This is a genomic window from Primorskyibacter flagellatus, from assembly GCF_900176485.1.
Taxonomy (GTDB): Bacteria; Pseudomonadota; Alphaproteobacteria; order Rhodobacterales; family Rhodobacteraceae; genus Primorskyibacter; species Primorskyibacter flagellatus.
In genome coordinates this window covers 51,417-72,791 of the sequence record NZ_FWYD01000019.1, presented here as the reverse complement: position 1 = coordinate 72,791, position 21,375 = coordinate 51,417, and the positions used below count along the sequence as shown (strand labels likewise).

At 58.1% G+C, this 21,375-nt stretch carries 24 protein-coding genes; 4 read left to right on the top strand and 20 right to left on the bottom strand.

What is annotated here, in order from left to right:
• Window positions 1–901 precede the first annotated feature (901 nt).
• Complete coding sequence (locus B8991_RS16975) at window positions 902–1,663, top strand: nucleotide-binding protein (protein ID WP_084354130.1); 762 nt, start codon at window positions 902–904, stop codon at window positions 1,661–1,663.
• The gene (locus tag B8991_RS16970; protein WP_084354129.1) at window positions 1,656–2,288 is read left to right on the top strand and encodes a hypothetical protein; all 633 of its coding nucleotides are present in this window, start codon (window positions 1,656–1,658) and stop codon (window positions 2,286–2,288) included. The genes B8991_RS16975 and B8991_RS16970 overlap by 8 nt, the downstream gene beginning before the upstream one ends.
• Before the next feature lie 143 nt (window positions 2,289–2,431).
• On the opposite strand, the gene B8991_RS21565 is transcribed toward B8991_RS16970, so the two are convergent.
• The 13 genes from B8991_RS21565 to B8991_RS16915 all read right to left on the bottom strand — a co-directional run bounded on the left by B8991_RS21565 (window position 2,432) and on the right by B8991_RS16915 (window position 14,120).
• Window positions 2,432–2,608 (bottom strand): hypothetical protein, encoded by a 177-nt coding sequence (locus B8991_RS21565; protein WP_179141528.1) that lies wholly within the window; start codon window positions 2,606–2,608, stop codon window positions 2,432–2,434.
• Between the two features lie 56 nt (window positions 2,609–2,664).
• The gene (locus B8991_RS16965; RefSeq protein WP_084354128.1) at window positions 2,665–3,573 is read right to left on the bottom strand and encodes an ArdC family protein; all 909 of its coding nucleotides are present in this window, start codon (window positions 3,571–3,573) and stop codon (window positions 2,665–2,667) included.
• 577 nt (window positions 3,574–4,150) lie between these two features.
• Window positions 4,151–4,606: a hypothetical protein gene (locus tag B8991_RS16960; protein ID WP_143514649.1), complete on the bottom strand. Its 456-nt coding sequence runs from the start codon at window positions 4,604–4,606 to the stop codon at window positions 4,151–4,153.
• 154 nt (window positions 4,607–4,760) lie between these two features.
• Complete coding sequence (locus tag B8991_RS16955) at window positions 4,761–5,108, bottom strand: hypothetical protein (protein WP_084354126.1); 348 nt, start codon at window positions 5,106–5,108, stop codon at window positions 4,761–4,763.
• Window positions 5,105–5,620, bottom strand: coding sequence for a hypothetical protein (locus B8991_RS16950; protein ID WP_084354125.1), 516 nt, complete (start codon window positions 5,618–5,620; stop codon window positions 5,105–5,107). Before B8991_RS16950 ends, B8991_RS16955 begins: the two co-directional genes overlap by 4 nt.
• Complete coding sequence (locus B8991_RS21210) at window positions 5,617–5,808, bottom strand: hypothetical protein (RefSeq protein ID WP_143514648.1); 192 nt, start codon at window positions 5,806–5,808, stop codon at window positions 5,617–5,619. The genes B8991_RS16950 and B8991_RS21210 overlap by 4 nt, the downstream gene beginning before the upstream one ends.
• A 68-nt stretch (window positions 5,809–5,876) precedes the next feature.
• Window positions 5,877–6,128, bottom strand: coding sequence for a hypothetical protein (locus B8991_RS16945; RefSeq protein ID WP_084354124.1), 252 nt, complete (start codon window positions 6,126–6,128; stop codon window positions 5,877–5,879).
• 826 nt (window positions 6,129–6,954) lie between these two features.
• On the bottom strand, window positions 6,955–7,866 hold the full coding sequence (locus B8991_RS16940; protein WP_084354123.1) for a LysR family transcriptional regulator: 912 nt from the start codon (window positions 7,864–7,866) through the stop codon (window positions 6,955–6,957).
• Entirely contained in the window at window positions 7,809–9,614 is a 1,806-nt protein-coding gene (locus B8991_RS16935) for a dipeptide ABC transporter ATP-binding protein (RefSeq protein ID WP_084354122.1), read from the bottom strand. Before B8991_RS16935 ends, B8991_RS16940 begins: the two co-directional genes overlap by 58 nt.
• 3 nt (window positions 9,615–9,617) lie before the next feature.
• Complete coding sequence (locus B8991_RS16930; RefSeq protein WP_084354121.1) at window positions 9,618–10,553, bottom strand: ABC transporter permease; 936 nt, start codon at window positions 10,551–10,553, stop codon at window positions 9,618–9,620.
• Window positions 10,554–10,565: 12 nt separating this feature from the next.
• Complete coding sequence (locus B8991_RS16925; protein ID WP_084354120.1) at window positions 10,566–11,531, bottom strand: ABC transporter permease; 966 nt, start codon at window positions 11,529–11,531, stop codon at window positions 10,566–10,568.
• Window positions 11,532–11,598: 67 nt separating this feature from the next.
• Window positions 11,599–13,020, bottom strand: a complete 1,422-nt coding sequence (locus B8991_RS16920; protein ID WP_218673242.1) for an ABC transporter substrate-binding protein — start codon at window positions 13,018–13,020, stop codon at window positions 11,599–11,601.
• Window positions 13,021–13,205: 185 nt separating this feature from the next.
• Window positions 13,206–14,120, bottom strand: a complete 915-nt coding sequence (locus B8991_RS16915; RefSeq protein ID WP_084354118.1) for an N-formylglutamate amidohydrolase — start codon at window positions 14,118–14,120, stop codon at window positions 13,206–13,208.
• Between the two features lie 188 nt (window positions 14,121–14,308).
• Here B8991_RS16915 and B8991_RS16910 point away from each other — a divergent pair, with 188 nt between their 5' ends.
• Window positions 14,309–15,034, top strand: a complete 726-nt coding sequence (locus tag B8991_RS16910; RefSeq protein ID WP_179141527.1) for a type 1 glutamine amidotransferase — start codon at window positions 14,309–14,311, stop codon at window positions 15,032–15,034.
• Window positions 15,035–15,424: 390 nt separating this feature from the next.
• Here the strand turns inward: B8991_RS16910 and B8991_RS16905 are convergent, their stop codons facing one another.
• The 7 genes from B8991_RS16905 to B8991_RS16870 form a co-directional block, all read right to left on the bottom strand.
• On the bottom strand, window positions 15,425–15,649 hold the full coding sequence (locus B8991_RS16905; RefSeq protein ID WP_143514646.1) for a hypothetical protein: 225 nt from the start codon (window positions 15,647–15,649) through the stop codon (window positions 15,425–15,427).
• A gap of 18 nt (window positions 15,650–15,667) precedes the next feature.
• Window positions 15,668–16,177: a hypothetical protein gene (locus B8991_RS22015; protein WP_235866669.1), complete on the bottom strand. Its 510-nt coding sequence runs from the start codon at window positions 16,175–16,177 to the stop codon at window positions 15,668–15,670.
• Window positions 16,178–16,273: 96 nt separating this feature from the next.
• Window positions 16,274–17,650 carry a DUF4942 domain-containing protein gene (locus B8991_RS16895; protein ID WP_084354116.1) on the bottom strand — a complete coding sequence of 459 codons (1,377 nt, stop codon included), beginning with the start codon at window positions 17,648–17,650 and terminating at the stop codon, window positions 16,274–16,276.
• Window positions 17,647–18,060, bottom strand: a complete 414-nt coding sequence (locus B8991_RS16890) for a hypothetical protein (RefSeq protein ID WP_084354115.1) — start codon at window positions 18,058–18,060, stop codon at window positions 17,647–17,649. Before B8991_RS16890 ends, B8991_RS16895 begins: the two co-directional genes overlap by 4 nt.
• 43 nt (window positions 18,061–18,103) lie before the next feature.
• The gene (locus B8991_RS16885; protein ID WP_084354114.1) at window positions 18,104–18,328 is read right to left on the bottom strand and encodes a hypothetical protein; all 225 of its coding nucleotides are present in this window, start codon (window positions 18,326–18,328) and stop codon (window positions 18,104–18,106) included.
• Window positions 18,329–18,900: 572 nt separating this feature from the next.
• Window positions 18,901–19,572: a hypothetical protein gene (locus B8991_RS16880; RefSeq protein WP_143514645.1), complete on the bottom strand. Its 672-nt coding sequence runs from the start codon at window positions 19,570–19,572 to the stop codon at window positions 18,901–18,903.
• Between the two features lie 629 nt (window positions 19,573–20,201).
• The gene (locus B8991_RS16870; protein WP_084354111.1) at window positions 20,202–20,417 is read right to left on the bottom strand and encodes a hypothetical protein; all 216 of its coding nucleotides are present in this window, start codon (window positions 20,415–20,417) and stop codon (window positions 20,202–20,204) included.
• 398 nt (window positions 20,418–20,815) lie between these two features.
• Here B8991_RS16870 and B8991_RS16865 point away from each other — a divergent pair, with 398 nt between their 5' ends.
• Window positions 20,816–21,199, top strand: a complete 384-nt coding sequence (locus B8991_RS16865; RefSeq protein ID WP_179141526.1) for a thermonuclease family protein — start codon at window positions 20,816–20,818, stop codon at window positions 21,197–21,199.
• The last annotated feature ends 176 nt before the right edge of the window (window positions 21,200–21,375 follow it).

Here is a 21,375-nt window from a genome sequence, read left to right as displayed (position 1 = left end):
CTCGTTGTTGAGCTTTCAGCTTCTTCATCGGTGCGTCACCGCCCGGCACATCATGTTGCGTTAACAATGCACATATCCTGCAATTGAAAGAATACTCAGGTGGGCGACTTTAGTCAAACGTAGAGACGACCCACCGTCAGAGTATTATTGCTCGGTCGGCCAACGACCGATCGACCGCAAATGCGGTCGCAAAACGAAAAAGTCGCGCCCCAAGGGCGCGTCAATTTGCTTGGGAGAGCCGCAGAGAAGCGCGGTGAGGCGCGAAGCGGGTCAACAGGCACCTCACCCCCTGAGATGAAGACGCGCCGGCCTCACGCGCCGTCTCGTTGAATAGAGGACGGAAGGACTACAGGACCGGAGGCACGAAGGACCAGAGGCCGACAGGATCACAAGCCGGAAGGACTAGAGAGCCAAAGGCACGAAGGACCAGAGGCCGACAGGATCACAGGCCGGAAGGACTAGAGAGCCAAAGGCACGAAGGTACAAAGGTCGACAGGATCACAGGCCGGAAGGACTAGAGAGCCAGAGGCACGAAGGTACAAAGGTCGACAGGATCACAGGCCGGAAGGACTAGAGAGCCAGAGGCACGAAGGTACAAAGGTCGACAGGATCACAGGCCGGAAGGACTAGAGAGCCAGAGGCACGAAGGTACAAAGGTCGACAGGATCACAGGCCGGAAGGACTAGAGAGCCAGAGGCACGAAGGTACAAAGGTCGACAGGATCACAGGCCGGAAGGACTAGAGGGCCAGAGGCACGAAGGTACAAAGGTCGACAGGATCACAGGCCGGAAGGGCTAGAGGACCAGAGACACGAAGGCACAGAGGACGGAAGGACTAGGCAACTGCCTGCCAATTCGGTACGCTAGAGAAAAGCAAAAAACGAGCAAAATTGAGGAACGAGATGGCAGACGACGAACAGGAATATAATCTTCCCGTGATCACGGCCTTCAGCTTCAAGGGTGGGGCAGGCAAAACAACATTGCTGGCCTTGCTCGGCAGCGCAGCCCTTGTCTCCGGGTATCGGGTCATCTTCATAGATACCGATGGAACGAAAAACCTGGCCTCGTGGCACGAGGCAGCGGTGAAAAATGATTTGTGGCCCGAAAATGCGCAATTCCATCACGCTCAAGACGTCGAGAGCGTGATTCAAATCATAGATGATGCCTACGATAGCCGCTCGGCTGATCTTGTCCTGCTCGACTCGCCGGGCTTCGCGACAAAGGCACTGGACGAAATTCTAGGCGTCAGCGATTTTGTGTTTTCTCCGATCCAAATGTCTCAGCCTGACGCTGTATCCGCAGAAGCGACAAGGGCTTGGATGCTGGAATACTATGACCGTCTGGCCGAGGGCGTGCAGGGGCCGGTACATTGTTTCGTAGCCAACAATATCAAGAACGCGTCGCGACCGTCGATGACAGAGCGGAAGTATTTGGATCACGCCCGAGAACAATTGCCTTTGGTCAAGACGATAGTCCCCAACAGAGCTGCTATGGCCCTGATGACAGACACGGGGCCGCTAGGTGAATTGATCAAACGACAAACGTCAGACGACTATAAAGGACAAAGGGTCAATGTCGGCCACTGCACCGATCTTCTGAAGATCGCCATCGAGGTGATGAACGATATCTTGGCAAACAATGTGTGGGAGAAAGAGGATGCCTAAGCCACAGCGACAGGTGACACGTCCGGACACATCGGGGGCGGCAATCCACATCGGAGATGAAAAACTGCTCGGAAAGATCAACACGCCGCCCGTGCAATTGCCAAAAACGCCGCCACAACCGAACGTCGCTCGATCAAAGGTCAGCACACCGAAAAAGGGTGATGCCGAAAAGACAACCGTTGCCACCCAGGATCTGACAACACCACCGCGCGACGTTGCCGGTGATACTTCAGCGAAGAAGGTGACGGAAAAACCAGCGGCCAAAAAGGAAGAAACAGCTCAAGGCCCGCGCGTCTGGCTACACATTCCGGAAAAATACAGGGACGAGATTGCGCTACACACCAAGAGGATCGGTGTCAGCGAAGCAGATGTTATCAAACTCGTGGCAACTGAATTGCGCCAAGTGGAAACCTTCTCACCCCCTGAAAAAGAGTACGTGAAACCACGCCACGAAGAGCGGGGGGTCGTTGTGCGATTCAAGGTACCGACCAAATACATTGAGGCATATGAACGGAAGTTCAATCCGATCGGCATCAAGCCGAGTGTCTTCCCATACTATGCCTGGGCAGCGCAGCATGAAGATGCTGTATATCGGAAGATCCTCGATAAACTCAAAGCAACGTGACCTGGCCCGACAGGGCCATCGCGCGAAGCGCAAGGCGGGGCAGGGGGCGGGCGTAGCTCGCTCCCTGCCGCGTCACCAGAACATTTCCAGAAAAAAGCCCCCGCCCAAAAGGGCAGGGGCCGCGTTGCAAGGGGGAGTGCGCCTTACAACAAAACCTTCGTGAGTGCGACGATCGCGAGGGTCACGGCAGAGGCGCCGCCCGCAATAATAACCGCTTCATACCAGCGGATTTCCTTGTTCAACTTCGTCGTCTGCGCCGCAAGATGGGCAATTTCGGCGCGCATCTTGTCGTCGTGCAAACTGATTTCTGCGTTGGTCATGATCGTCTCTCCTGTGACAAATATAGGCGCATAGCGCGGGTTTGGGAAGTGGCCGCTCACGCGGCCTCTTGTTCGTCTGGTCCGGACTTGCTGCGACCCGTCAGGTCAAGAACATGGTCGAAGGCTTTTTGCGCCTGCGCTGCTGCCGCAAAAATGGCGTTCTTGTCCGCCTTCAAGCATTTGAGCCAGCCTTCGACGTATGAGGCGGTCTGGTCAAAATGGGGCTCAAACCCGAGGTGAATGGCAACGAATGAGGAAAAGATTTCGGCTTCCAATTCGCCTGCCGCATACTCTGCCTTGGTGCTGAATTTCTTCTGCGTTCCAATCCGCCGCTCTGCCAGAAAGTAATGCCCGCATTCGTGGGCAAGTGTGCCGTAGAACCCGGCCGCGTCGAAAAACGTGCCGATGGGCGGCATGTGGATCAGGTCTTTCACCGGATCATAGAATGCTCTTGGATCGTCCGATGTGGTGATTTCCGCGCCGGTCGCTGCAAAGAAAGCGTCAAGCTCTGCGTCGGCTTTGGTGCCAAGATCGCGGGGCGGCTCGGGCCGGACATAGTAATCTTCGGGCAAACCGTCGATTTGATCCGCGTTGAAGACGTTGTTGTATTTCGCAAACCGGCTCGCGCGGGTTTCGGTCTCGCCGTTGCTGCCTTCGACGTCCTTTTCAAAGGTGCCGTAGAAAACCGATTTCGTGGACGTCTCGCCTTTCCGGACGCAGCCGCCAAGGTCGAGTGCTTGCTTGAATGTCATCCAGCGGGCGGAATTGAAGCCGCGTGACATGCCGGTTGCCCAAAGCATCAGGACGTTGATTCCCTTGTAAGGCTCGCCATTGTGGCGCAGCGGGAAACATGCGCCGGATGCGCTGCCGGTCCACGGCTTGCGCCAGGGCGGTGTGCCTGCCTCGATCTGCGCGATGATGGTATCCGTGATGTGCTGCTTGATATCAAAACGTGCCTTGGCCATGTGCGGCGCTCCTTCGTGGTGCCGCCCGCGTTCGGTCTTTGCCGAAAATCGGGGCGGGGTTTCTGGCGAGGAAGCGCTCTGCGCGCCCCTCTCCTGAAAGCCTGCCGCCCGGCGAGGGCAGGGGGGGAACCGCCGCAATGCTGAAATCAAACCCAAAGGGGAGGGGGATCACCCGGCCTGCACGAAGCCGCAGGCGCAGGAAGGTCGGGGAAACCCCTTTGGGTGCAGTATTTCAGGGTTGCGGTGGGGGACCGGCGGTCCCCAGACGCACGGGCTATTGCCCGTGCCACAAAGGATCGGGGCGTTCGGAGCTTGCGACGAAACCCCCGCCGCCCCATGCGACCGTCACCCGAATGGGCCGCTCACAAACCCGCAGCCGACCATGAGACACAGTGCGCGCCCTGGCTCGGATGAGACAGGGCGCGGGCTATTGGATCAGGGAGGATGGGGCCGAAGGGTGCGGGTCGAAGGTCAGCCATGCTGGCCGCAGACCAGGGCGCGGTGACATGATCGAGGATCATGGCAGGGGCCTGAATTGGATAACAAAAACGGTTCTGGTAGTTATATAATGTTTGTTTTAGCCGAGTAATGGCGGCGCATTGCAGCTAGCTAGGCAGCTAGCGTAGCTTAAGAAACAGGCAGCCTTATCTGGATCTACCGCCGGAGCATCACCTTCAGGTGTATCGTCATCAGGTATGTCAAAATCGTTACCACTTGGCGTGCGTCCCATACATTCATTGTAGGCCTGCATACACCCCAACATGCACCGAAGATATTCAAGATTCGGATCCTTCTTTGGGACTTTCGCCTCCGCCATCATCGTCCCATCCAAAATGAGGCGAAAGTCTCTGAAACGGCGTCGAGCTGCCGTTGACTTCAGGTCGTCATCCAAGACGTGGGCCGCTATCATGGATGAAATCCTAAAAAATCTTCGGCGTTCTCGTGAAAGTCCGCGCTCATCCAGCAAAGGTTCTGTCTTTTTGATCAACGCTGCCGCAATTTTTTTCAAGATAACAATATCTTGTTCCGACATGATTAAATCCTCCAAAAATGGCTTTCAAAACGGTATCATAGCATAAAAAGGGCGGAACCTTCGAACCTCTCGACAGCAAAAAGCGAGAACGTTGCGTCAGAGCCGACCATGGCGGCATTGCGGCCCGGTCAGGATGGCCGGGCAGTGTCGTGTTTCACGCGAATGGAATTTCCTCTTGCGAGGGCAGGGGGGCGGCGTCGGCTTCTTCCACGGGCCAGCCCGAAAAGGGCAGGGGATCGACGCCGGATGTTTCAATGACGTGGCGTGTGTCGCGGTGCCTTAGCTGGCCGAAATCGGACGTATAGGTTTCGCGGATCTCGACGCCGTAGCGGTGCGGGATCGCCGGATCGGGCGTGAGGCGATATTGCTTCTTCGAGCCGCCTCGCCGCAGCCACATCGCGCAGGTCTCTTGGTTCCGCAGATATTCGATGCCGCCAAGAATATTGCGCTTGTCGGCGGCGGTAAGGTGCCGCCCCTCGATGTGCCTGACCGAGCGTTTCATGCCACATCCTCCTGCTGAAGGATCTTGCCCGTCGCTCCGATGAACCGCCCGCCGGATTTGCTGGTCCAGCCCATCAGCAAAATGGTGCTGGGCGTCATCTGGTGGGGAAAGAGCGTTGCTTCGCCTTTGTCGTCGCAAACGAAGATCCAGCCTCCGGTTCCGTGATCGTCGCGGTAGCGGATCGCCTCTGCCTCGTTGTCAAAAAAGTGGATGCTGCGGCGGCTGCTATAGGGCGCATCTTCCGCGATGGCCGGTGCCTCAGCTGCGCCGAGCTGGCGGTCCAACTCCGCTGCGCGCCATTTGAGAAAGGCGCGGGCCATGTCGCCAAGGGTTTTGCAGGAATCAAAGATTGCCTGCTCTGCGGCAGCGTTCCAGCTGTCGGCAAGGCTGACAGGCCAAGCGCCGAAACTGTCTGGCAGGCTGGCTCCGATCGCCAGTTCAAGCGCCACGACGCCTTGAACGTTATCGAGGTGAAGCGGCTTGTGCTGTGTGTTGAGTGCAAAGCAATTCATGCCTGAGCCTCCTTCTGTCCATCGGCCTGGGCGTGGGCGGTCAGCTTGTCAGCGCCGATCTGCGTCCGGTGCGATGCATCGCTGGCGGCGCATACCCAACGGAATTGAAAGCGGGCGGTGTCTTCGCCGGTTTCCATGTCTTGCGCCAGGGCGCGGGGGCAACGCGGGTTTTGAAATGGCTGTGTCATGGTGGGTGATCCTTGCGAGAAAATGAGGGGGACACCCCGCCGGGCTGGCGGGGCGATGTGGTCAGGGATCAAGTGGAAAGGTCTGCGTAGGCTTGCGCGTCTTCGTAGCGGATGATCGGATCGCCGGTTTCCGTCTCGCCGCCCCAGCAAGGGCCGATATAGCCGCGCATCGTGGGCTGGCCTTGCAATTCGGCGCGGGTGCGATGGTTGGAATGGGTGCCGGTGATTTCGGCAAAATGATCTTCGGCAAATGCCTCGATGCTGTCGGGGTAAATGCTGGTCATGCCTTCTTCGGTGGTGACGACAACTTGAAATGCCATGTGTGGCGCTCCTTCGTGGCGATGCCCGCGTTCGGTCTTTGCCGAAAATCGGGGCGGGGTTTCTGGCGAGGAAGCGCGAAGCGCGCCCCTCTCCTGAAAGCCTGCCGCCCGGCGAGGGCAGGGGGGGAACCGCCGCAATGCTGAAATCAAACCCAAAGGGGAGGGGGATCACCCGGCCTGCACGAAGCCGCAGGCGCAGGAAGGTCGGGGAAACCCCTTTGGGTGCAGTATTTCAGGGTTGCGGTGGGGGACCGGCGGTCCCCAGACGCACGGGCTATTGCCCGTGCCACAAAGGATCGGGGCGTTCGGAGCTTGCGACGAAACCCCCGCGCCCCATGCGACCGTCACCCGAATGGGCCGCTCACAAGGCCGCAGCCGACCATGAGACAAAGTGCGCGCCCTGGCTCGGATGAGACAGGGCGCGGGCTATTGGATCAGGGAGGATGGGGGCGAAGGGTGCGGGTCGAAGGCCAGCCATGCTGGCCGCAGACTAGGGCGCGGTGACATGATTGAGGATCATGGCAGGGGCCCAAAGGCGGCACAGCGGACGAAACGGCCGTTTGACTAGTAGTTTCCAGAGTCTGTTTTTGTGCGCTTCGCGAGCACAGCGAGAAACGCCGGCGCGGGGAAGGTAACATTCTCCGCAGGTACGAGATTGATGAAAAAACTCGCCAAAGCTGACGTTCAACCTGAGCCTCCGCCGGACCGTTGGATCGATTCAACTTTGTGTCTCAAACAATGCGCCGGTCTAGCCTCCTTGCTCCGGGTCAGAGTAACCAATCGACACCGAATGTGTTAAGGTTCATCTGAGCACTCTGCCCCCCTCTTAGGGTAGCGCCTTCATCTTGAAACCTTCTTCCAAGATCTGACGTGTAACAGATTTGGCTTGCCAGTCGGCACAAGCCAGGAAGAACTGAGTCTTGAAGCCCACGCCTTCAACAGAACGCATCACCAAATCTGGATTGCGCTCACAGATCTTGCGGGCAACGAGCGCATTGTTGAAGGTAACGGCGGACATGGCTTCAACCATCCTGATAGAAAACCCGGAAAAAGGAGATTGCAGAACCGTTTTGACGGACACGCCGTTCTTTCGCCACAACTCTGCAAAATAGTGGAATGCAGGATCGCTTCTCGTGGAAGTTATGATCCTTTGACCGTCAAAGTCCTTGATACTGAGTCCTTCAATACCGGCTAGCGGATTGTCGGCAGTCATCACCGCGACCTGCGGCGCTTCAACGATACATTCGTTGTGCAATCCAGGATGTTCCAGTGGTCGGGTATGGAATGCGAAGTCGATGTGGCCTTGCACCAGAGACTGGACCATTGCGGATAAAGGTACCGAACTGACATAGAACATCGCGTCAGGGTGCTGCAGCGTGATCTGGCTAACCACGTCTGGTAGAAGCTCACTGGCGATGCTCATCGAGGCGGAAAGGCGGATCGTCGAAAGCACTCTGGTCCGGCCATAGCTCAGTTGCGCCTGAAACCGGTCCAAATGCGCAAGAAGGCTCACCGCGTCTTCGCGCAAGCTTTCAGCACGGTTGGTCGGAAATATCGCGCCATTCCGGCGGATGAAAAGCGGCGCGCCAATGGCGTCTTCAAGCGCTTTGATCAACTGGCTGATCGCAGGTTGAGAGACGCCCAGCTGGCGCGCTGCTGCAGAAAAAGACCCCGTTGAAATCACTGCCGAGAACGCCTCGATATGCTTAAGACGTCGGATGCGGTTGGATTGCGGCATTGCGTTTCCTTATGAACCGAGGGAATCTGGCGTAAATTCATCGCCAAATGCCCCACTTCAGGGCGGAATCTGGGCATCGCGGCCAGCAGCCCTTGCGTATAGGGGTGATCGGGGTCGACCAGCACCTTGTCGCAGGCGCCTGCCTCTACCACCTCCCCGGCCTTCATCACCATGACCCGGTCGCACATCTGGCGCACTACCGCAAGATCGTGGCTGACGAACAGAAGCGTCAGGCCAAGCTGGTCCTGCAGGTCTTTCATCAGGTTCAAAAGCTCGGCCTGCACGGTAACGTCCAGTGCCGAGGTCGGTTCATCGCAGAAGATAAAGTCGGGCCGGAATGACAAGGCGCGGGCAATGCCGATCCGCTGACGTTCGCCACCCGAAAAGGCATGCGGCATCTTCCGGGCCGACGCACGGGGAAGACCCACAAGTTCCATCAGATCGCCCGAAAGTTTGCGCGCCTCTTCGCGCCCAAGCGTGCCATGGGCTCGCAGGGCATAGGTGATGTTGTCGCCAGCCGTCATGCGCGGGTTGAGCGAGGAATAAGGGTCCTGAAAGATGCACTGCAAGGATTGCCGATGTGCCAGTTTCTCGGCCTTGCTCTTCAGATCGATGATGTTGCGCCCGCGATAGGTGATTTCATAGCCCGGATCGGGTGTGTGCAGTCCCAGTATCATCCGCCCTACGGTCGATTTGCCCGATCCTGACTCGCCCACGATTCCCATTGTCTCGCCGGGAAAGACGTCAAAGCTGACGTCCGAGACCGCCTTGAAATCCGATGACGCTTTGAGTGCCGTTGCCTTGCTGGAGAAGGTTTTCGAAAGATTGCGAACACTCAAAAGCGGCTCGCCCTCTTTCCCCGCATCCGCACGGCGCGACATTAGATAGTCTATGGCGCGCTTGCGGTCCTCGGCTTTTCCAAGGCCGCCCGGCACGGCAAAGCGGTCAACTTTGTGATCAATGCGCGGAATGGCAGCCATCAATTCGCGGCTGTAAGGTTGGGTCGGCTCTTTCAGAACCTGGGCAGTGGGCCCCTCTTCCACCAGCTTGCCGTGGCGCAGAACATAGACATAGTCACACATCTCTGCCACGACACCCATGTCGTGGGTAATCAGGATGATCGCGATGTTTTCCTGGCGCGTCAGTTTCACCAGCGTGTCCAACACCGCCTTCTGAACGGTAACGTCCAAAGCCGTCGTGGGCTCGTCGGCAATGATCAGATCGGGTTTAGCGCTGATCGCGATGGCAAAGACGATGCGCTGGCATAACCCGCCAGATAGCTGGTGTGGGTATTTCGACAGCCGGTCCTCGGGTTGTGGGACCTCCGCCTGCCTCAGAAGTTCGATGGCATAGGCGCGCGCCGCCGATCCACGTTTGTCGGTGTTGGCCTCGATCGCCTCGATGATCTGCTCGCCAATGGTCAGAACCGGGTTCAGCGCTGTCATCGGGTTCTGGTAGATATACCCGACCCTGTTGCCACGAATGTTGGCGAAGGCGTGTTCCTCCAGCTTGGTGACCATCACATTGTCCAGCGAGACGCCGCCAGTATCGATCACCGCGTTTTCGTCCAACAGTCCCAACGTTGCCTTGCCAATGGTGGACTTCCCTGCCCCGCTTTCGCCGACGACACCAACGATTTGCCCGCGGTTGACACGCATCGAAAACTTGTCGATGGCGCGGAACACTTCGCCGTCGGCCATGGGATAGGCGATGGTCAAGTCGTCGACCTGGATCAGTTGCTCGGTCATGGCTTAGTCCTTTCCGCGCAGATAGGGGTTGGCGTGGTCACGCAGCCGGTCCGCCACGACATTGATGCAAAGCACCATGGCAACCAGCACAAGACCGGGGAAAATGCTGATCCACCACTTGCCTGACAGGATGTAGTCGTTCCCATTGGCAATCAGCAGCCCAAGCGAAGGCTCGGTGATCGGAACACCGACGCCGAGGAATGACAGTGTCGCTTCAGCACCGATAGCGCCCGAGATCGACATTGGCAGCACCACAAGGACGGGTGAGATTGAGTTCGGGAACAGGAACCGCCCCATGATACGCCAGTCCGAAAGGCCAGCCAGACGGGCGGCGTCGACGTATTCCTTCTTCAATTCCGAAAGCGCCACCGCACGTACAAGTCGTGCTTCCGAGGCCCAGGCCCCGATGATCAATGCGATGATCACCTTGTCTATGCCGGTCCCGAAGATCGCGAGCACCATGAGGGCCAGCAGGATACCCGGGAAACTCATTTTCAAATCGACCGTGCGCATGATCACGGTTTCAACCCACCCGCCCTTCATGGCGGCCAGAAGCCCCATGAAGACCCCGATGGCCGACCCCACAATCACCGCGACAAGCGCGACAAAAAGCGAAATGCGCAGTCCATAAAGCACTGCCGAAAGGATGTCGCGACCCAGCGCATCCGTGCCAAGCAGGCTGGGTGTCCCGTCCCAAAGTTGCGATCCCGGCGGCAGAAGGCCATCAAGAATGTCCAGCTGCGTCTGATCGTAAGGATCCTGAGGCGCAATCAGAGGGGCAAAGATTGCCAGAAGCACGAAGACAGTGATCCCGATCAGTCCGGCAAGGGCGGCGGGGTGGCCGCGAAACACTTTCCAGAACTTTTCAGCAAAGGTTGGTTCGGCCTTGTCGGCTGCTGCGACCGGGTCGACTTCGACGGTGGTGACATCGGTAGGCATGTTAGATCCCCCTCACGTATAGCGGATGCGCGGGTCGAGCAGCGCGTAGGTGACATCGACGATGAAGTTGATCGTGACGAACATCAGTGTGATCAGGATCAGATAGGCCACGACGACCGGGCGGTCGGAATTGTGGATGCTGTCCAGTAGCAGCTTGCCGATGCCAGGCCACGAGAAGACGGTTTCCGTCACCGTCGCAAAGGCGATGAGTCCGCCAAGCTGCAGTCCCGTGATGGTCACGATGGGGATCAGGATGTTGCGAACCAGATGGCGCCGCACGATCCTCTCGCGACTGATGCCTTTGGCGCGGGCGAACGTCATGAAATCCTGATACATCACCTCCTGGGTGCCCGATCGGGCAAGCCGCGCCTGAAGGCAGATCGTGTAGATCGCCAGGTTCAATGCGGGCAAGATCATATGGCTCAGCCCATTGAGGCTGAACATCGACCAACCGACGCCAAAGACCTCAACAGTATCGCCGCGCCCCGATGCTGGCAGTATCTGAAGCCAGACCGCAAACAGCATGATCAAAAGCACGCCCTGCCAGAAATTGGGGATGGAGTAGCCCACGGTCGTCGCAAAGCTTATTGTCTTGGTTGCGGGCTTCTTCTGGTTGAGGCCGGAGTAAACTCCAAGCGGAATGCCGACGACCAGCCCGATGAACATCGCAAGAAACGCGACCTCGAGTGTCGCCGGCAGCTTTTCGAGTATCAGGTCCATCACCGGACGGTTGTAGACAAAGGACGAACCGAAATCGCCGCGGATCACATTCCCGAGGAAGTTGAAGTATTGCACGATCAGCGGTCGGTCGACGCCCAGTTCGGCGGCAAGCGCTTGTCGGTCCGCTTCGGTAAAATCCTCGCCAGCCAGAACCGCAACGGGGTCTGAAATCACGTACATGCCGACAAAGACCAGGGCCGACATGACAAGCACGAGAACTGCGCTTTGGCCAAGTCTTCTGGTGATGAAATTCAACATGGGAAGCCCCTCTGGCTGAAGAAGAGTTGCACCGGGCCGGTCGATCCGTCCCGGTGCCTGTTTCCTGTTACTTGCGGGAAACCGTGGTGGCGCTGGTGCGCTCGTCCTGGCGACCGTTCACAACCAGATCAGCGCGGTGCGCCCAGATCGTGTGCTGGTAGTAAAGCGGGATGCCCGGCAGGTCCTCTACGGCGACGCGCATGGCCTGACCGACGAACTCGTTCGCCTTGTCGTCGTCGGTTTCGACGGCCCAGGCTTTCATGGCCGCGTCGAATGCGTCGTTCTGGTAATTAGAGTAGTTCGATGCACCAAGGCCAAGATCGTTGTCGCGCGAGGCGAAGGCGAACGAAATCATCTGTGCGGCGCCCTGAGGATGTCCCCAACCGTACATGAAGACCCCGAGTTCCTTGTCGCGACGTTTGCCGGCGAATACGGACCACGGCTCGGTCTTGAGATTCACCGTGATGCCGACCCGCGAAAGGTATTGTGTCACCGCCTGGGCCACGCGCGCACCGTTGGCATATCGATCCGACGGGGCGTAAAAGTCGATCGTGAACCCGTCGGCATAACCAGCCTCTTCCAGAAGCGCCTTGGCTTTCTCTGGATCGTAGGCAAGCGCGGGCAATTCTGGAGCGCCGGTGCGATAGCTGGGCGCAAACTGGTTGGCCACCGTCGCCTCGCCGCCGAACAGCCGCTCGGCAATAGCATCGCGGTTAATGGCCATCGACATCGCCTGACGAACTCGAATGTCGGCCAGCGGCGCCGAACCGTCGGCTGCAGACACACCCGGTGCGCCTTCCGGATTGACATCAAGCAGCAAGAAGATCGAACGCCAGGACGGGATTGCGGTATAGGTCAGCTCGTCGTTTGCTTCGAGCCCCGGCAAATCCTCGGTCGTGGGGTTTTCAATCAGGTCAAAATCCCCTGCGAGCAGTCCGGCAAGACGTGCGCCGGCGTTTCCAATGGTGCGTATCTGCACTTCGTCCCACTCGGGCGCCCCACCCCAGTAGTCAGGGTTTTTCTCCAGATCGGCCTCGCCCGACTTGTCGAAGCGGACAAGTTTGTAGGGCCCGGTGCCGATCGCCGCGTCGCCGGACTCGAAATCGGCGCGGCTCGGATACGAGGCGATGCCGCAGTTGCCCTCGGCGTCATAGGCAATGGGGCCTTCCGGAACGTCGCCGCCCGACGCGGGCAGGATCGACAGGAACTTCATCTTCTGCACCCAAAGCGGATACGGCGCATTCATGTCGAACCGAACCGTGTGATCATCGACCGCGACAATGTCGGTAATCGGGCCCATGGAACTGGTCAGAAGGTTCCGCTTGCCATCGATAAGATACATCATGCGGCACGCAGAATAGATCACATCGCGCGCAGTCAGCGCCCCGCCGTCATGGAACGTGATGCCCTGGCGCAGCTTGACTTCAAGGCTGGTGGGGCTCGTCCAGGCCCAACTTTCGGCAAGCAGCGGGCTGTCATCAGCTGCCACCAGCGCCTCGAAAACATGCTCTTTCAGCGAAGCCGTCGGCGTGCCCCCGAAAGGATAGGGATCAATCGACTGCGGTGCCGAAGAAAACGCCATCCTCAGTGTTTCCGCGCTTGCAACAGATGGCAATGCCACCGCAGCCGCGAGGCCGAGTATTGTTAGTGTCCGTTTCATGGAAGTCTCGCTTCTCAAGTCGTTTCCAGAACCGCGGGTGCTGCCGCGTTCTGTCGATGTTCGATGTAGGTCTTGAAGTGGTTCAGAACCCAGGCACAGTCGGCCTGGACCTTGGCGAAGTTCTCGTTCCGCGCGCGGGTTTCCTCATTCATGTAGAGATCCCGACGCACTTCGACCTGCAGGATGTGCTGGCCGATTTTGGGCCAGCCATATCGCAAAGTGATCTCGCCGCCGATGAAGCGCTTGTTCATGCCGACGTCATAGCCCCGCGCGGCAAACAGTTCGGCCATCTTTTCGGAAATGTCGGGGTCACAGGAGGCGCCGTTGCGTGTTCCGATATCGATTTCGGGGCGCTCTTTTCCGCCGCGAATTTCCTGATCGAACCGGGTCATTGAGTGGCAGTCGACAATATAGACTTTGCCATGCTGCGCGCGGAGCCGTTCGACAAGACGCGTCATCGTCTGGTGATACGGGATGAAGTAACTGGACAGGCGGTTGTGCGCCTCCTCGACGGTGAGCTTCCGATTATATATTGGCGTGTCATAGGACTTGGACCAAAACAAAGTTGCTCCAACCTCGACCGAACCGCTTGGCAGAAACCGCCCTGGCCAGGCCTTTGGGTTATCCAGCATATTGGCATCGATGTCGTGCTGATGCCGGTTAACGTCGACATAGGCGCGCGGAAAATTTGCCTTAATCGTGGTCAGGCCCAACTCATTTGAAGCGCCGAAAAGCTCGTCCACATACTTGTCGCTCGGGTTGTCGATTTGCGAGTAGCTCAGCTTTGGATCGAAGCCGAAATCGTCCGGATATACGTCGCCCGAATGTGGGAACGACAGCATCAGGGGAGACGTTCCCTCGGTCACCGAAAGAACGTCGGCTGCTGGTGGTTTACTTATGGGAGTTTTGTCCATTTTGGCTCGGTCCATGATGATTATTCAGTCGGGATGTCCGATGAATCCATGTTGGGCAGACTAGTCGGCGCGATTCGGACTTCCAACCTTATTGATTCATCCACGAAAGGCATAAGTTTTCATTATGGGAATTTCTTATGAGGCCATCAAGATCAGCAATGACGTGGCGACGACTTCAACTGCCTGATAATGCCGATGGCGAAATGTTCGAGGATACCAAAATGAATATCTGCATTCTCCACATCGGGCACCATGACCCGAACACCAAATCCAATCATCCGCCGTCGCCAAAGCGGTTCCAATCCGCGCTTGCTCCCCACCTTCCGGAGTCAAGCTGGACGGTGGTCAGCGCCGTCACAGATGAGCTGCCGCCATCCGAAGCATTCGACGCCTACCTCATCACTGGCGGAAAGTATTCGGTCTTTGAAGAATCGGATTGGCAGGATCGCCTCTTCGCTTTCATCCGCGAACTGCACGTCAAGAAGATACCCTTAATTGGCGTCTGCTATGGGCATCAGGCCGTTGCACATGCGCTCGGAGGCAGGGTGTCCAGATCGGACAAGGGATGGGGTGTCGGGCTAATGCCTGTCGACGTGGTCCGCGAAACAGAATGGGCTGAAAAGTCGCGCGGCATCAACTTGCATGCGATGCATCAGGATCAGGTCACAAAACTGCCCGCCAATGCCGAAGTTTTCCTGGCAAGTGAATTCTGCCCAAACAGCGGCTTTACTCTTGGGACTCACTTCCTTGCCATTCAACAACATCCCGACTTCACGCCGGAACTGAATGCCGATCTCATAAACAGCCGTGCCGATCGCATGGGCGCCGCGGCCCAAGCAGGGCTCAATTCACTGACCGGTCAGGACGACACCGAGGTCAGCGTAAAGTGGATGGCAGGATTCCTGAAAGCAGCGACATTCAAGGCCTGACCCACCACTTGGGTTCCTAGTTGCGATTTACTGTTGTTCTCATGCCCAGGATTTCCGCCCGTTCCCCGTACCAGTCTCGATGTGAAACCGCCGGACCAAGCACTGGCGATCAGTAGGCGTTGCTACGATTGCATCTACGGACGATCAATAGGCGCCACGTCTTTGAAGCCCAGATCGGTTTCTTGAAGATTTCCTGTCGTGCGATGTCCGCATTAAGAAGCTGCGCTGCGACATATGCAAGTGAAAGTAAGGTCCGCTCAGGGCCGTACTTAACACGTCCAATGTCGGCTTGCTGCGGTTCGCGAGCATTGGAGCAAAGTGCAGCATTCGGTATCTTGGGCTCTCTGCCGACCTTGTTGCAGTGTAGTGGCATCGCCGAAGGCGAGCCTGCTACAATTCAGAGTATGTGACGCCGGTGTCTCGGTACGGCCGCGCCGGGCCGTAGGCCACGCCGTCCTGCTCGAAGAACCCGAGAGAGCCGACCAGCCAGGCGCGGTGCAGCTCTGATCCGGCGACAGCCTTGCGCAATCGGCGGGGCATGATCTGCCCGGTGTGGCCTGCAAGATAGGCCCGCAGGTAGATCGAGGTCATGGCGCGACGGTAAAGACAGATCACGGCGGGTCTCCTTCTCGATTACTTGCGGCGCGAAACCATTCCGTCTGGTGTGAAGCCGTCGAGACTGTCTTCGGTTTCGCGCGACAGGCGGCTGCCATCGGCGGAGACGTTGATCTTCATGTCGGGCGTAAACCGGTAGATCTCGCCGCTGCCTTCGAGATGGGTCTTTTCGGCGTCCCTCTCGACCACAACACCGCCATCCGGATCGACGCGGATCAGAACATTGTCGACCACGATGCGGATCTGATCGTCGTCCAGAATGACGCCGGACCAGCCAAGGGCGCGGTCGCGGCGGATCACGATCTTGTCCGAGTGCATCTTGATCTGCACATCTTCGGTGTCACCCTCGCCGCGCAGGACGACAACGGCTTCTTGATCTTCGGGCTTTGTCAGCAGGCGCGCAAAGGCATCCTTTGGGCGCCAGAAATAGGGCGTGTCCCGGCGCTGTTTGTTTTTGTTCTTGTGGAAGGCAATCAGCAGCTCGGCCGACTTCCAGACCGCGCGGACAGATGTTGGAACAAGGGACATGGGGGCGGCCTTTCTGGTGGCATAACCGATGGTTGATTCTAACATGGCGGGCCTGTTTTACCCAAGCAATTTGGGGGTTTAAGGCGGTTCTTCGCCTTAAACCGGTGCGCTTGTCGCCGCCTGTTTCGGCTTCCAGTAGAGGCAATAACCGGTGGGAACATTCGTGCCGCTTTCCGCGAAACTTCCAACGGGCAGATCCCGCCATGTTCCGATGGTGTTGCCATGATCATAATGGGCGCTGGCGGGCAGAATGCAGACCAGACGGCCACCGGGTTTCAGAAACTTCACGGCATGGTCCAGATGCTTCCTGTAATGCCGCCCATAGAAGGGCGGGTTCATCACGATCACATCAAACGATGGCTCCGGCGCGACCTGGAGAAAGTTTGCGACCATCACGTGATGCCCCTTGGCGCGGGCCTGCGCGGCGCGGACGGCGTCATACTCAACGCCCGTCACGACAAGGGGTTTGCGGAACCGGTGATCTTCGGGATCATTATGCCAGTCGGCCAGCACGTCCATGATCCGACCATCGCCGCAGGACGGTTCAAGAATGCTCTCGCCACCGGACAGGTGCAGGGCGTCGATCACGGTTTGTGCGACCTTGCGCGGGGTGGGGTAGAACTGAAGGTCGCGGGCAACCTCGGTGCTTGGGCGTTTTGCCTCGGCCTCTGTCGGGGCGTCGGGCAAAACCTCGCCATAAAACTCGGCCAGCCCCCGGTTGATGTCCAAAAGCCCCGCCTTGTCGAAGATCAGATGCGCGTTGCCGTTCTTGAAGACGCGGATGATCCCGCCGCAAAAATCAGCTTCGCCATACTTCTCGGCCTCGTCCATCACGTCTTCAAACGCGCGGTAGCTGTAGCGGGCTTCGCCGCGATAGACGCGCAAGGCGTTCAACGTGTCTTTGACGCGCTCGCGGCCCCAGCTGTTCCAGCCCGTCGCATATTGAATGATGATGCGCTTGGGCAGGCCAGCCACGCCGATTTTCACCCTGGAATGGCTTTTATAGGCCGGGTCCAGATCGCAGAAACATTCGGCCAGACCTTTGAGAACGTGAAACCTGGGATCGAGCAGATACTCGCCAAACACTTCCGCGATGTTTTCCAGCGTGAAGGGCAGGGGCGTTGTCAGCTTCAATTCGAGCTGCTTGCGGTCTTTGGCCGATGCGACCGCCTCGATGTTCAGCCCCTCATAGACGTGTTTCCATGCCGACCGCAGAAGGGCAATCCGCACATCGCGCTCGTAAAGGCTCGGGGCAGTGGAAAACACGGCGCTGCCATAGGTGCCGCCGATGCAGCCGGCGGCATTGATCGCCGTTTCAGCGGCGTTGAAGGTCTGGATCGCGGCCGGGATGGCTTCGGACTTCGCGTCATATTCCGCCACGATCTCGGACAGGCTGCGGCGCAGGGCAGGGGCGCAATGCGCCTCCTGCTCGGGAGTGTTGCCGATCTGGGCAAAGGTGCTGTCGTGTTTCATGCCGCGACCTCGCCGGTTTTGCTGTCGCGTTCGGCGCGATAAAGCTGGTGGGCTGCCTTGTCGTTCAGACCAAAGGAAAGCCCGTTCTGGTCGGCAAAGTGGCGCAGATCGCACAGGGCATAAATCAGCAGAGACCGCGCGTCTTCGGTGTCGTCATAGACGGCCGCCAAGGCGTCCTTGATCCGGTCACTCTGGCGTTCGGCCAGCTGGCGGGCTTCGGTCGTGCCGTAGGTCTCGGCCTCGGGCGCGATATGCTGGATCGTGACGCCGCAACAGGCGACGCCGGTGGTGCTGTCTGCATCCAGCAGGCGCGTCAGATCGGCGTGGATCATGTCGCTTTGCTCGGTCAAAGCCGCGTCCATCGGGCAATCGTAGATCAGTTGAGCGGTGACGGTGATTTCTTCTCGCATGGTGTCGGTCCTGCAAAATATAGGGGGGATAATCGGCGCGGCGTCAGATCAGGCCAGCCAGAATAAGGGCGGATTTCATGCTGTTTTCGGAGCAGATTTCGCACCAGCCGCGATCTTGGTCAGGCTCAAGATTGCTCGTGTAGCCACAGCCTGGGTTGGTGCAGATGGCAGGGCACAGGCTGTCGAAAACGCTGTCTTCGAGCAGGGCGTCGGTGGTGGTGTAGCCTTCGGTCTCGGCCAGTGTTTCGAGCAAATGCGCGTCGCTCATACGGATCTCCTTCGTGGCGATGCCCGGTTCGGTCTTTGCCGAAAATCGGGGCGGGGTTTCTGGCGAGGAAGCGCTGTGCGCGCCCCTCTCCTGAAAGCCTGCCTACCGGCGAGGGCAGGGGGGGAACCGCCGCAATGCTGAAATCAAACCCAAAGGGGAGGGGGATCACCCGGCCTGCACGAAGCCCCAGGCGCAGGAAGGTCGGGGAAACCCCTTTGGGTGCAGGTGTTCAGGGTTGCGGTGGGGGACCGGCGGTCCCCAGACGCACGGGCCATAGCCCGTGCCACAAAGGATCGGGGCGTTCGGAGCTTGCGACGAAACCCCCGCGCCCCATGCGACCGTCACCCGAATGGGCCGCTCACAAACCCGCAGCCGACCATGAGACAAACTGCGCGCCCTGGCTCGGATGAGACAGGGCCCGGGCTATTGGATCAGGGAGGATGGGGCCGAAGGGTGCGGGTCGAAGGCCAGCCATGCTGGCCGCAGACTAGGGCGCGGTGACATGATCGAGGATCATGGCAGGGGCAGCATTTTGATCCTCGAAGCAATCGCTCATCACATCGAGCGAAACACTATTTTGGGTCAAAAAAGGTTGAAACTGGTCGCGGAGAAAACTGTCCCTTCACTCCATGACCTAGCAATTCTGAGGCAGATATATTCACAACAAATCCGTCTATTTTCCCTCCCAGGCGTTCCAGAACGAACAGCAAGTTGCCGGTAAGGTACGAAATGTCTATTGCAGTTTTTTTGAGACTTTCCTTTTCTAATAGCATTGACTTTCCTCGCCCCTTTCGAGCCGGTTCAACTACATACGGAACATTATTTCCAATCATATCGCCGGTACAATATTCCAACCCTGGTCGGTATAGTCCGTGAGCAAGCTGGCAACGTACATCGTAGGCAGCGATAGCATCTTGCGACACCTTTTTCACAAGCCCACACACTTCGGGAGCCTTCTTAGTGGCACAGAACAAAAGAGCTTTTTCGGACAATTTTCTGCGTTCATTGAAGCTTTTCATTTTCCATTTTTTGGGAGCTGGAAAAGACGTTTGCGAAACGATTTCGTGGGTAAAATTGTCCATCAATTGTTCGAAGTATCCCCAACTAGCCATGATCTGTCCGACGCGGAACAAAACGTCCTTCTCCACGGCCAAAGGCATGAAATATTGACCTTTACGCAGGTCATCGACGTGCATAGCGTCCCCGTAGGTCAGCCCCACAGTCAAGTTTTCGGTGTCATCCACGAATAATGCCCTCACGGTTTAATTGGATTGCTCTCAACCGACATTCCCAAAGCGGAACGCATTTGTGCCACGCTGCGGTTTTATTACTCAGCGGTCAACCAACTCGACAGTTTAGACTCACAGTGTTCGACTGGCGGCCTGAACGTGATTGTTGGTCTGGGAGACATGTTGACCTCGTGTCCGCCAATTTTGATCGCCTGAGTCTGGAGCCTTGCCCACGACTCGTCAGCCATCTTGTTTTGCAGATCAATGTTCTTGCCGAAGTACACATTGAAAGCCTTCCTTCGCCCCGCATGTTCTTCTAATGTTCTCAGATGATCCGCGAAACCTTCCTCGCCCCTCTCTACACTCTGCGCGTGGGCAGCATCGGAGCTGCGCACGCGGCCAGAGTGAGCTGCATGTGCGGGGCAGGTCCGTGGTATTTACACAGCTTTTGGCTGCGCCAGCGGTATACAGAGCATGAGTTTCTGCGCTGGATAATGGGCAGTTTGACCTGCCCTAAATGCGGCCAACGCGACTGCATGGCCTGGGTGGTGGTCGAGGCGCTTCCCGGCAGAGCGGAAGCGGAAATGCCGGGGCAGAGCAAGGATGAGTAGGGGCGGCTTGTGCCGCCCCAGGCCCGCAGGGGCTTAGGGGTGATCGTCGCCGCCTTCGCCGTCCTTCGGCTTGGACTGGAAGGCAACCAGTTCGGTCACGGCCACCGGGAAATCCAGCTTGATCGAGAGGAAGGTTTCGCCGGTTGCGGTCTTGGTGTTCTCGAACACTGCGCCGACGCGGCGGTAGGTGGTCTGCTCTTTGCCGTCTTTGGTGAATTTGACGGGAACGGTGAGGATGAAGTTGGTCATGGCCGATCTCCTTTGTTTCGATGGCTTGAAAGGAGCGGATCGTGTCAGGGCAGGGCGCAAGCTGAAATGCGGAGGGTCCGCCGAAGGTGGAAGCCGTCTTTCTGCTTGCCGAAGCGTGAGCTGAGGGCACGGCCTGGCCGCGATCCGCGATAAGGCATCAGTGAGAAACGAAGGGGGTCAGCTATGTCCGGATGCAATCTGCATTCCTGCCGCGTTTCAGGCAAAGGCCAAGAACAGACCGCATCAGGGTTTCGCGTCTCTGTGAGTTCACCATGACCGGAACCGGCGGCATTGAATCGAGCGTGATAAACTCGGGGTAAACCAAACGGCTGCTATTGCTGGACAATCAAGAAGGGGCGGTGCGACACTCACCTCCCACCGGAATGAAAGGCAGAACCATGCGGCTCCTACTCATCCTTGCTCTGCTCTGGCCTGCCATCGCCACGGCGGAAGTGATCGCCTCGTCCTCGATCTACGTGGTGGACGGCGACACGGTACGGGCCAAAGGCGACAAATTCCGGCTGGTCGGCTTCGATACACCGGAAACCTACAAGCCGCGATGCGAGTACGAGCTGGCGCTCGGCCGCGCGGCCACGAACCGATTGCGGCAACTGATGGCGAGCGTGCGAAATGTCGATCTGGTGATCTTGCCGGGACGGGACAAATACAACCGCGGGCTGGCGCGGCTCTACGTTGGCCGCAATGACGTGGCGGATATTTTGGTCAGCGAAGGACTCGCAAGGCGATACAATGGTGGGCGCAGACAAAGCTGGTGTGGTTGATCGACCCATGCCGCGAAAGCGGCTGCCGCGCGCATAGCGCGGGGCCGGGCGGACCTGGGCGCGGCCCTGGGCCGAGCGGCCAAATCTGAATCCTCGTTCAGATCGAAACAGCCAAAAAGAAGCCCCGCCGAAGCGGGGCCAGTGTTTTTCTTCACCACAAAGAAAACTGTTATTCA

Excerpts from the sequence above, each read along its gene's own strand:
- B8991_RS16925 (WP_084354120.1), bottom strand. The coding sequence starts at position 11,531 with ATGTTGAATTTCATCACCAGAAGACTTGGCCAAAGCGCAGTTCTCGTG.
- B8991_RS16970 (WP_084354129.1), top strand. The coding sequence starts at position 1,656 with ATGCCTAAGCCACAGCGACAGGTGACACGTCCGGACACATCGGGGGCG.
- B8991_RS16915 (WP_084354118.1), bottom strand. The coding sequence starts at position 14,120 with ATGGACCGAGCCAAAATGGACAAAACTCCCATAAGTAAACCACCAGCA.
- B8991_RS22015 (WP_235866669.1), bottom strand. The coding sequence starts at position 16,177 with ATGTCCCTTGTTCCAACATCTGTCCGCGCGGTCTGGAAGTCGGCCGAG.
- B8991_RS16865 (WP_179141526.1), top strand. The coding sequence starts at position 20,816 with ATGCGGCTCCTACTCATCCTTGCTCTGCTCTGGCCTGCCATCGCCACG.
- B8991_RS16945 (WP_084354124.1), bottom strand. The coding sequence starts at position 6,128 with ATGGCATTTCAAGTTGTCGTCACCACCGAAGAAGGCATGACCAGCATT.
- B8991_RS16935 (WP_084354122.1), bottom strand. The coding sequence starts at position 9,614 with ATGACCGAGCAACTGATCCAGGTCGACGACTTGACCATCGCCTATCCC.
- B8991_RS16885 (WP_084354114.1), bottom strand. The coding sequence starts at position 18,328 with ATGAGCGACGCGCATTTGCTCGAAACACTGGCCGAGACCGAAGGCTAC.
- B8991_RS16955 (WP_084354126.1), bottom strand. The coding sequence starts at position 5,108 with ATGAAACGCTCGGTCAGGCACATCGAGGGGCGGCACCTTACCGCCGCC.
- B8991_RS21565 (WP_179141528.1), bottom strand. The coding sequence starts at position 2,608 with ATGACCAACGCAGAAATCAGTTTGCACGACGACAAGATGCGCGCCGAA.
- B8991_RS21210 (WP_143514648.1), bottom strand. The coding sequence starts at position 5,808 with ATGACACAGCCATTTCAAAACCCGCGTTGCCCCCGCGCCCTGGCGCAA.
- B8991_RS16960 (WP_143514649.1), bottom strand. The coding sequence starts at position 4,606 with ATGTCGGAACAAGATATTGTTATCTTGAAAAAAATTGCGGCAGCGTTG.
- B8991_RS16930 (WP_084354121.1), bottom strand. The coding sequence starts at position 10,553 with ATGCCTACCGATGTCACCACCGTCGAAGTCGACCCGGTCGCAGCAGCC.
- B8991_RS16940 (WP_084354123.1), bottom strand. The coding sequence starts at position 7,866 with ATGCCGCAATCCAACCGCATCCGACGTCTTAAGCATATCGAGGCGTTC.
- B8991_RS16895 (WP_084354116.1), bottom strand. The coding sequence starts at position 17,650 with ATGAAACACGACAGCACCTTTGCCCAGATCGGCAACACTCCCGAGCAG.
- B8991_RS16870 (WP_084354111.1), bottom strand. The coding sequence starts at position 20,417 with ATGACCAACTTCATCCTCACCGTTCCCGTCAAATTCACCAAAGACGGC.
- B8991_RS16950 (WP_084354125.1), bottom strand. The coding sequence starts at position 5,620 with ATGAATTGCTTTGCACTCAACACACAGCACAAGCCGCTTCACCTCGAT.
- B8991_RS16975 (WP_084354130.1), top strand. The coding sequence starts at position 902 with ATGGCAGACGACGAACAGGAATATAATCTTCCCGTGATCACGGCCTTC.
- B8991_RS16910 (WP_179141527.1), top strand. The coding sequence starts at position 14,309 with ATGTTCGAGGATACCAAAATGAATATCTGCATTCTCCACATCGGGCAC.
- B8991_RS16890 (WP_084354115.1), bottom strand. The coding sequence starts at position 18,060 with ATGCGAGAAGAAATCACCGTCACCGCTCAACTGATCTACGATTGCCCG.
- B8991_RS16965 (WP_084354128.1), bottom strand. The coding sequence starts at position 3,573 with ATGGCCAAGGCACGTTTTGATATCAAGCAGCACATCACGGATACCATC.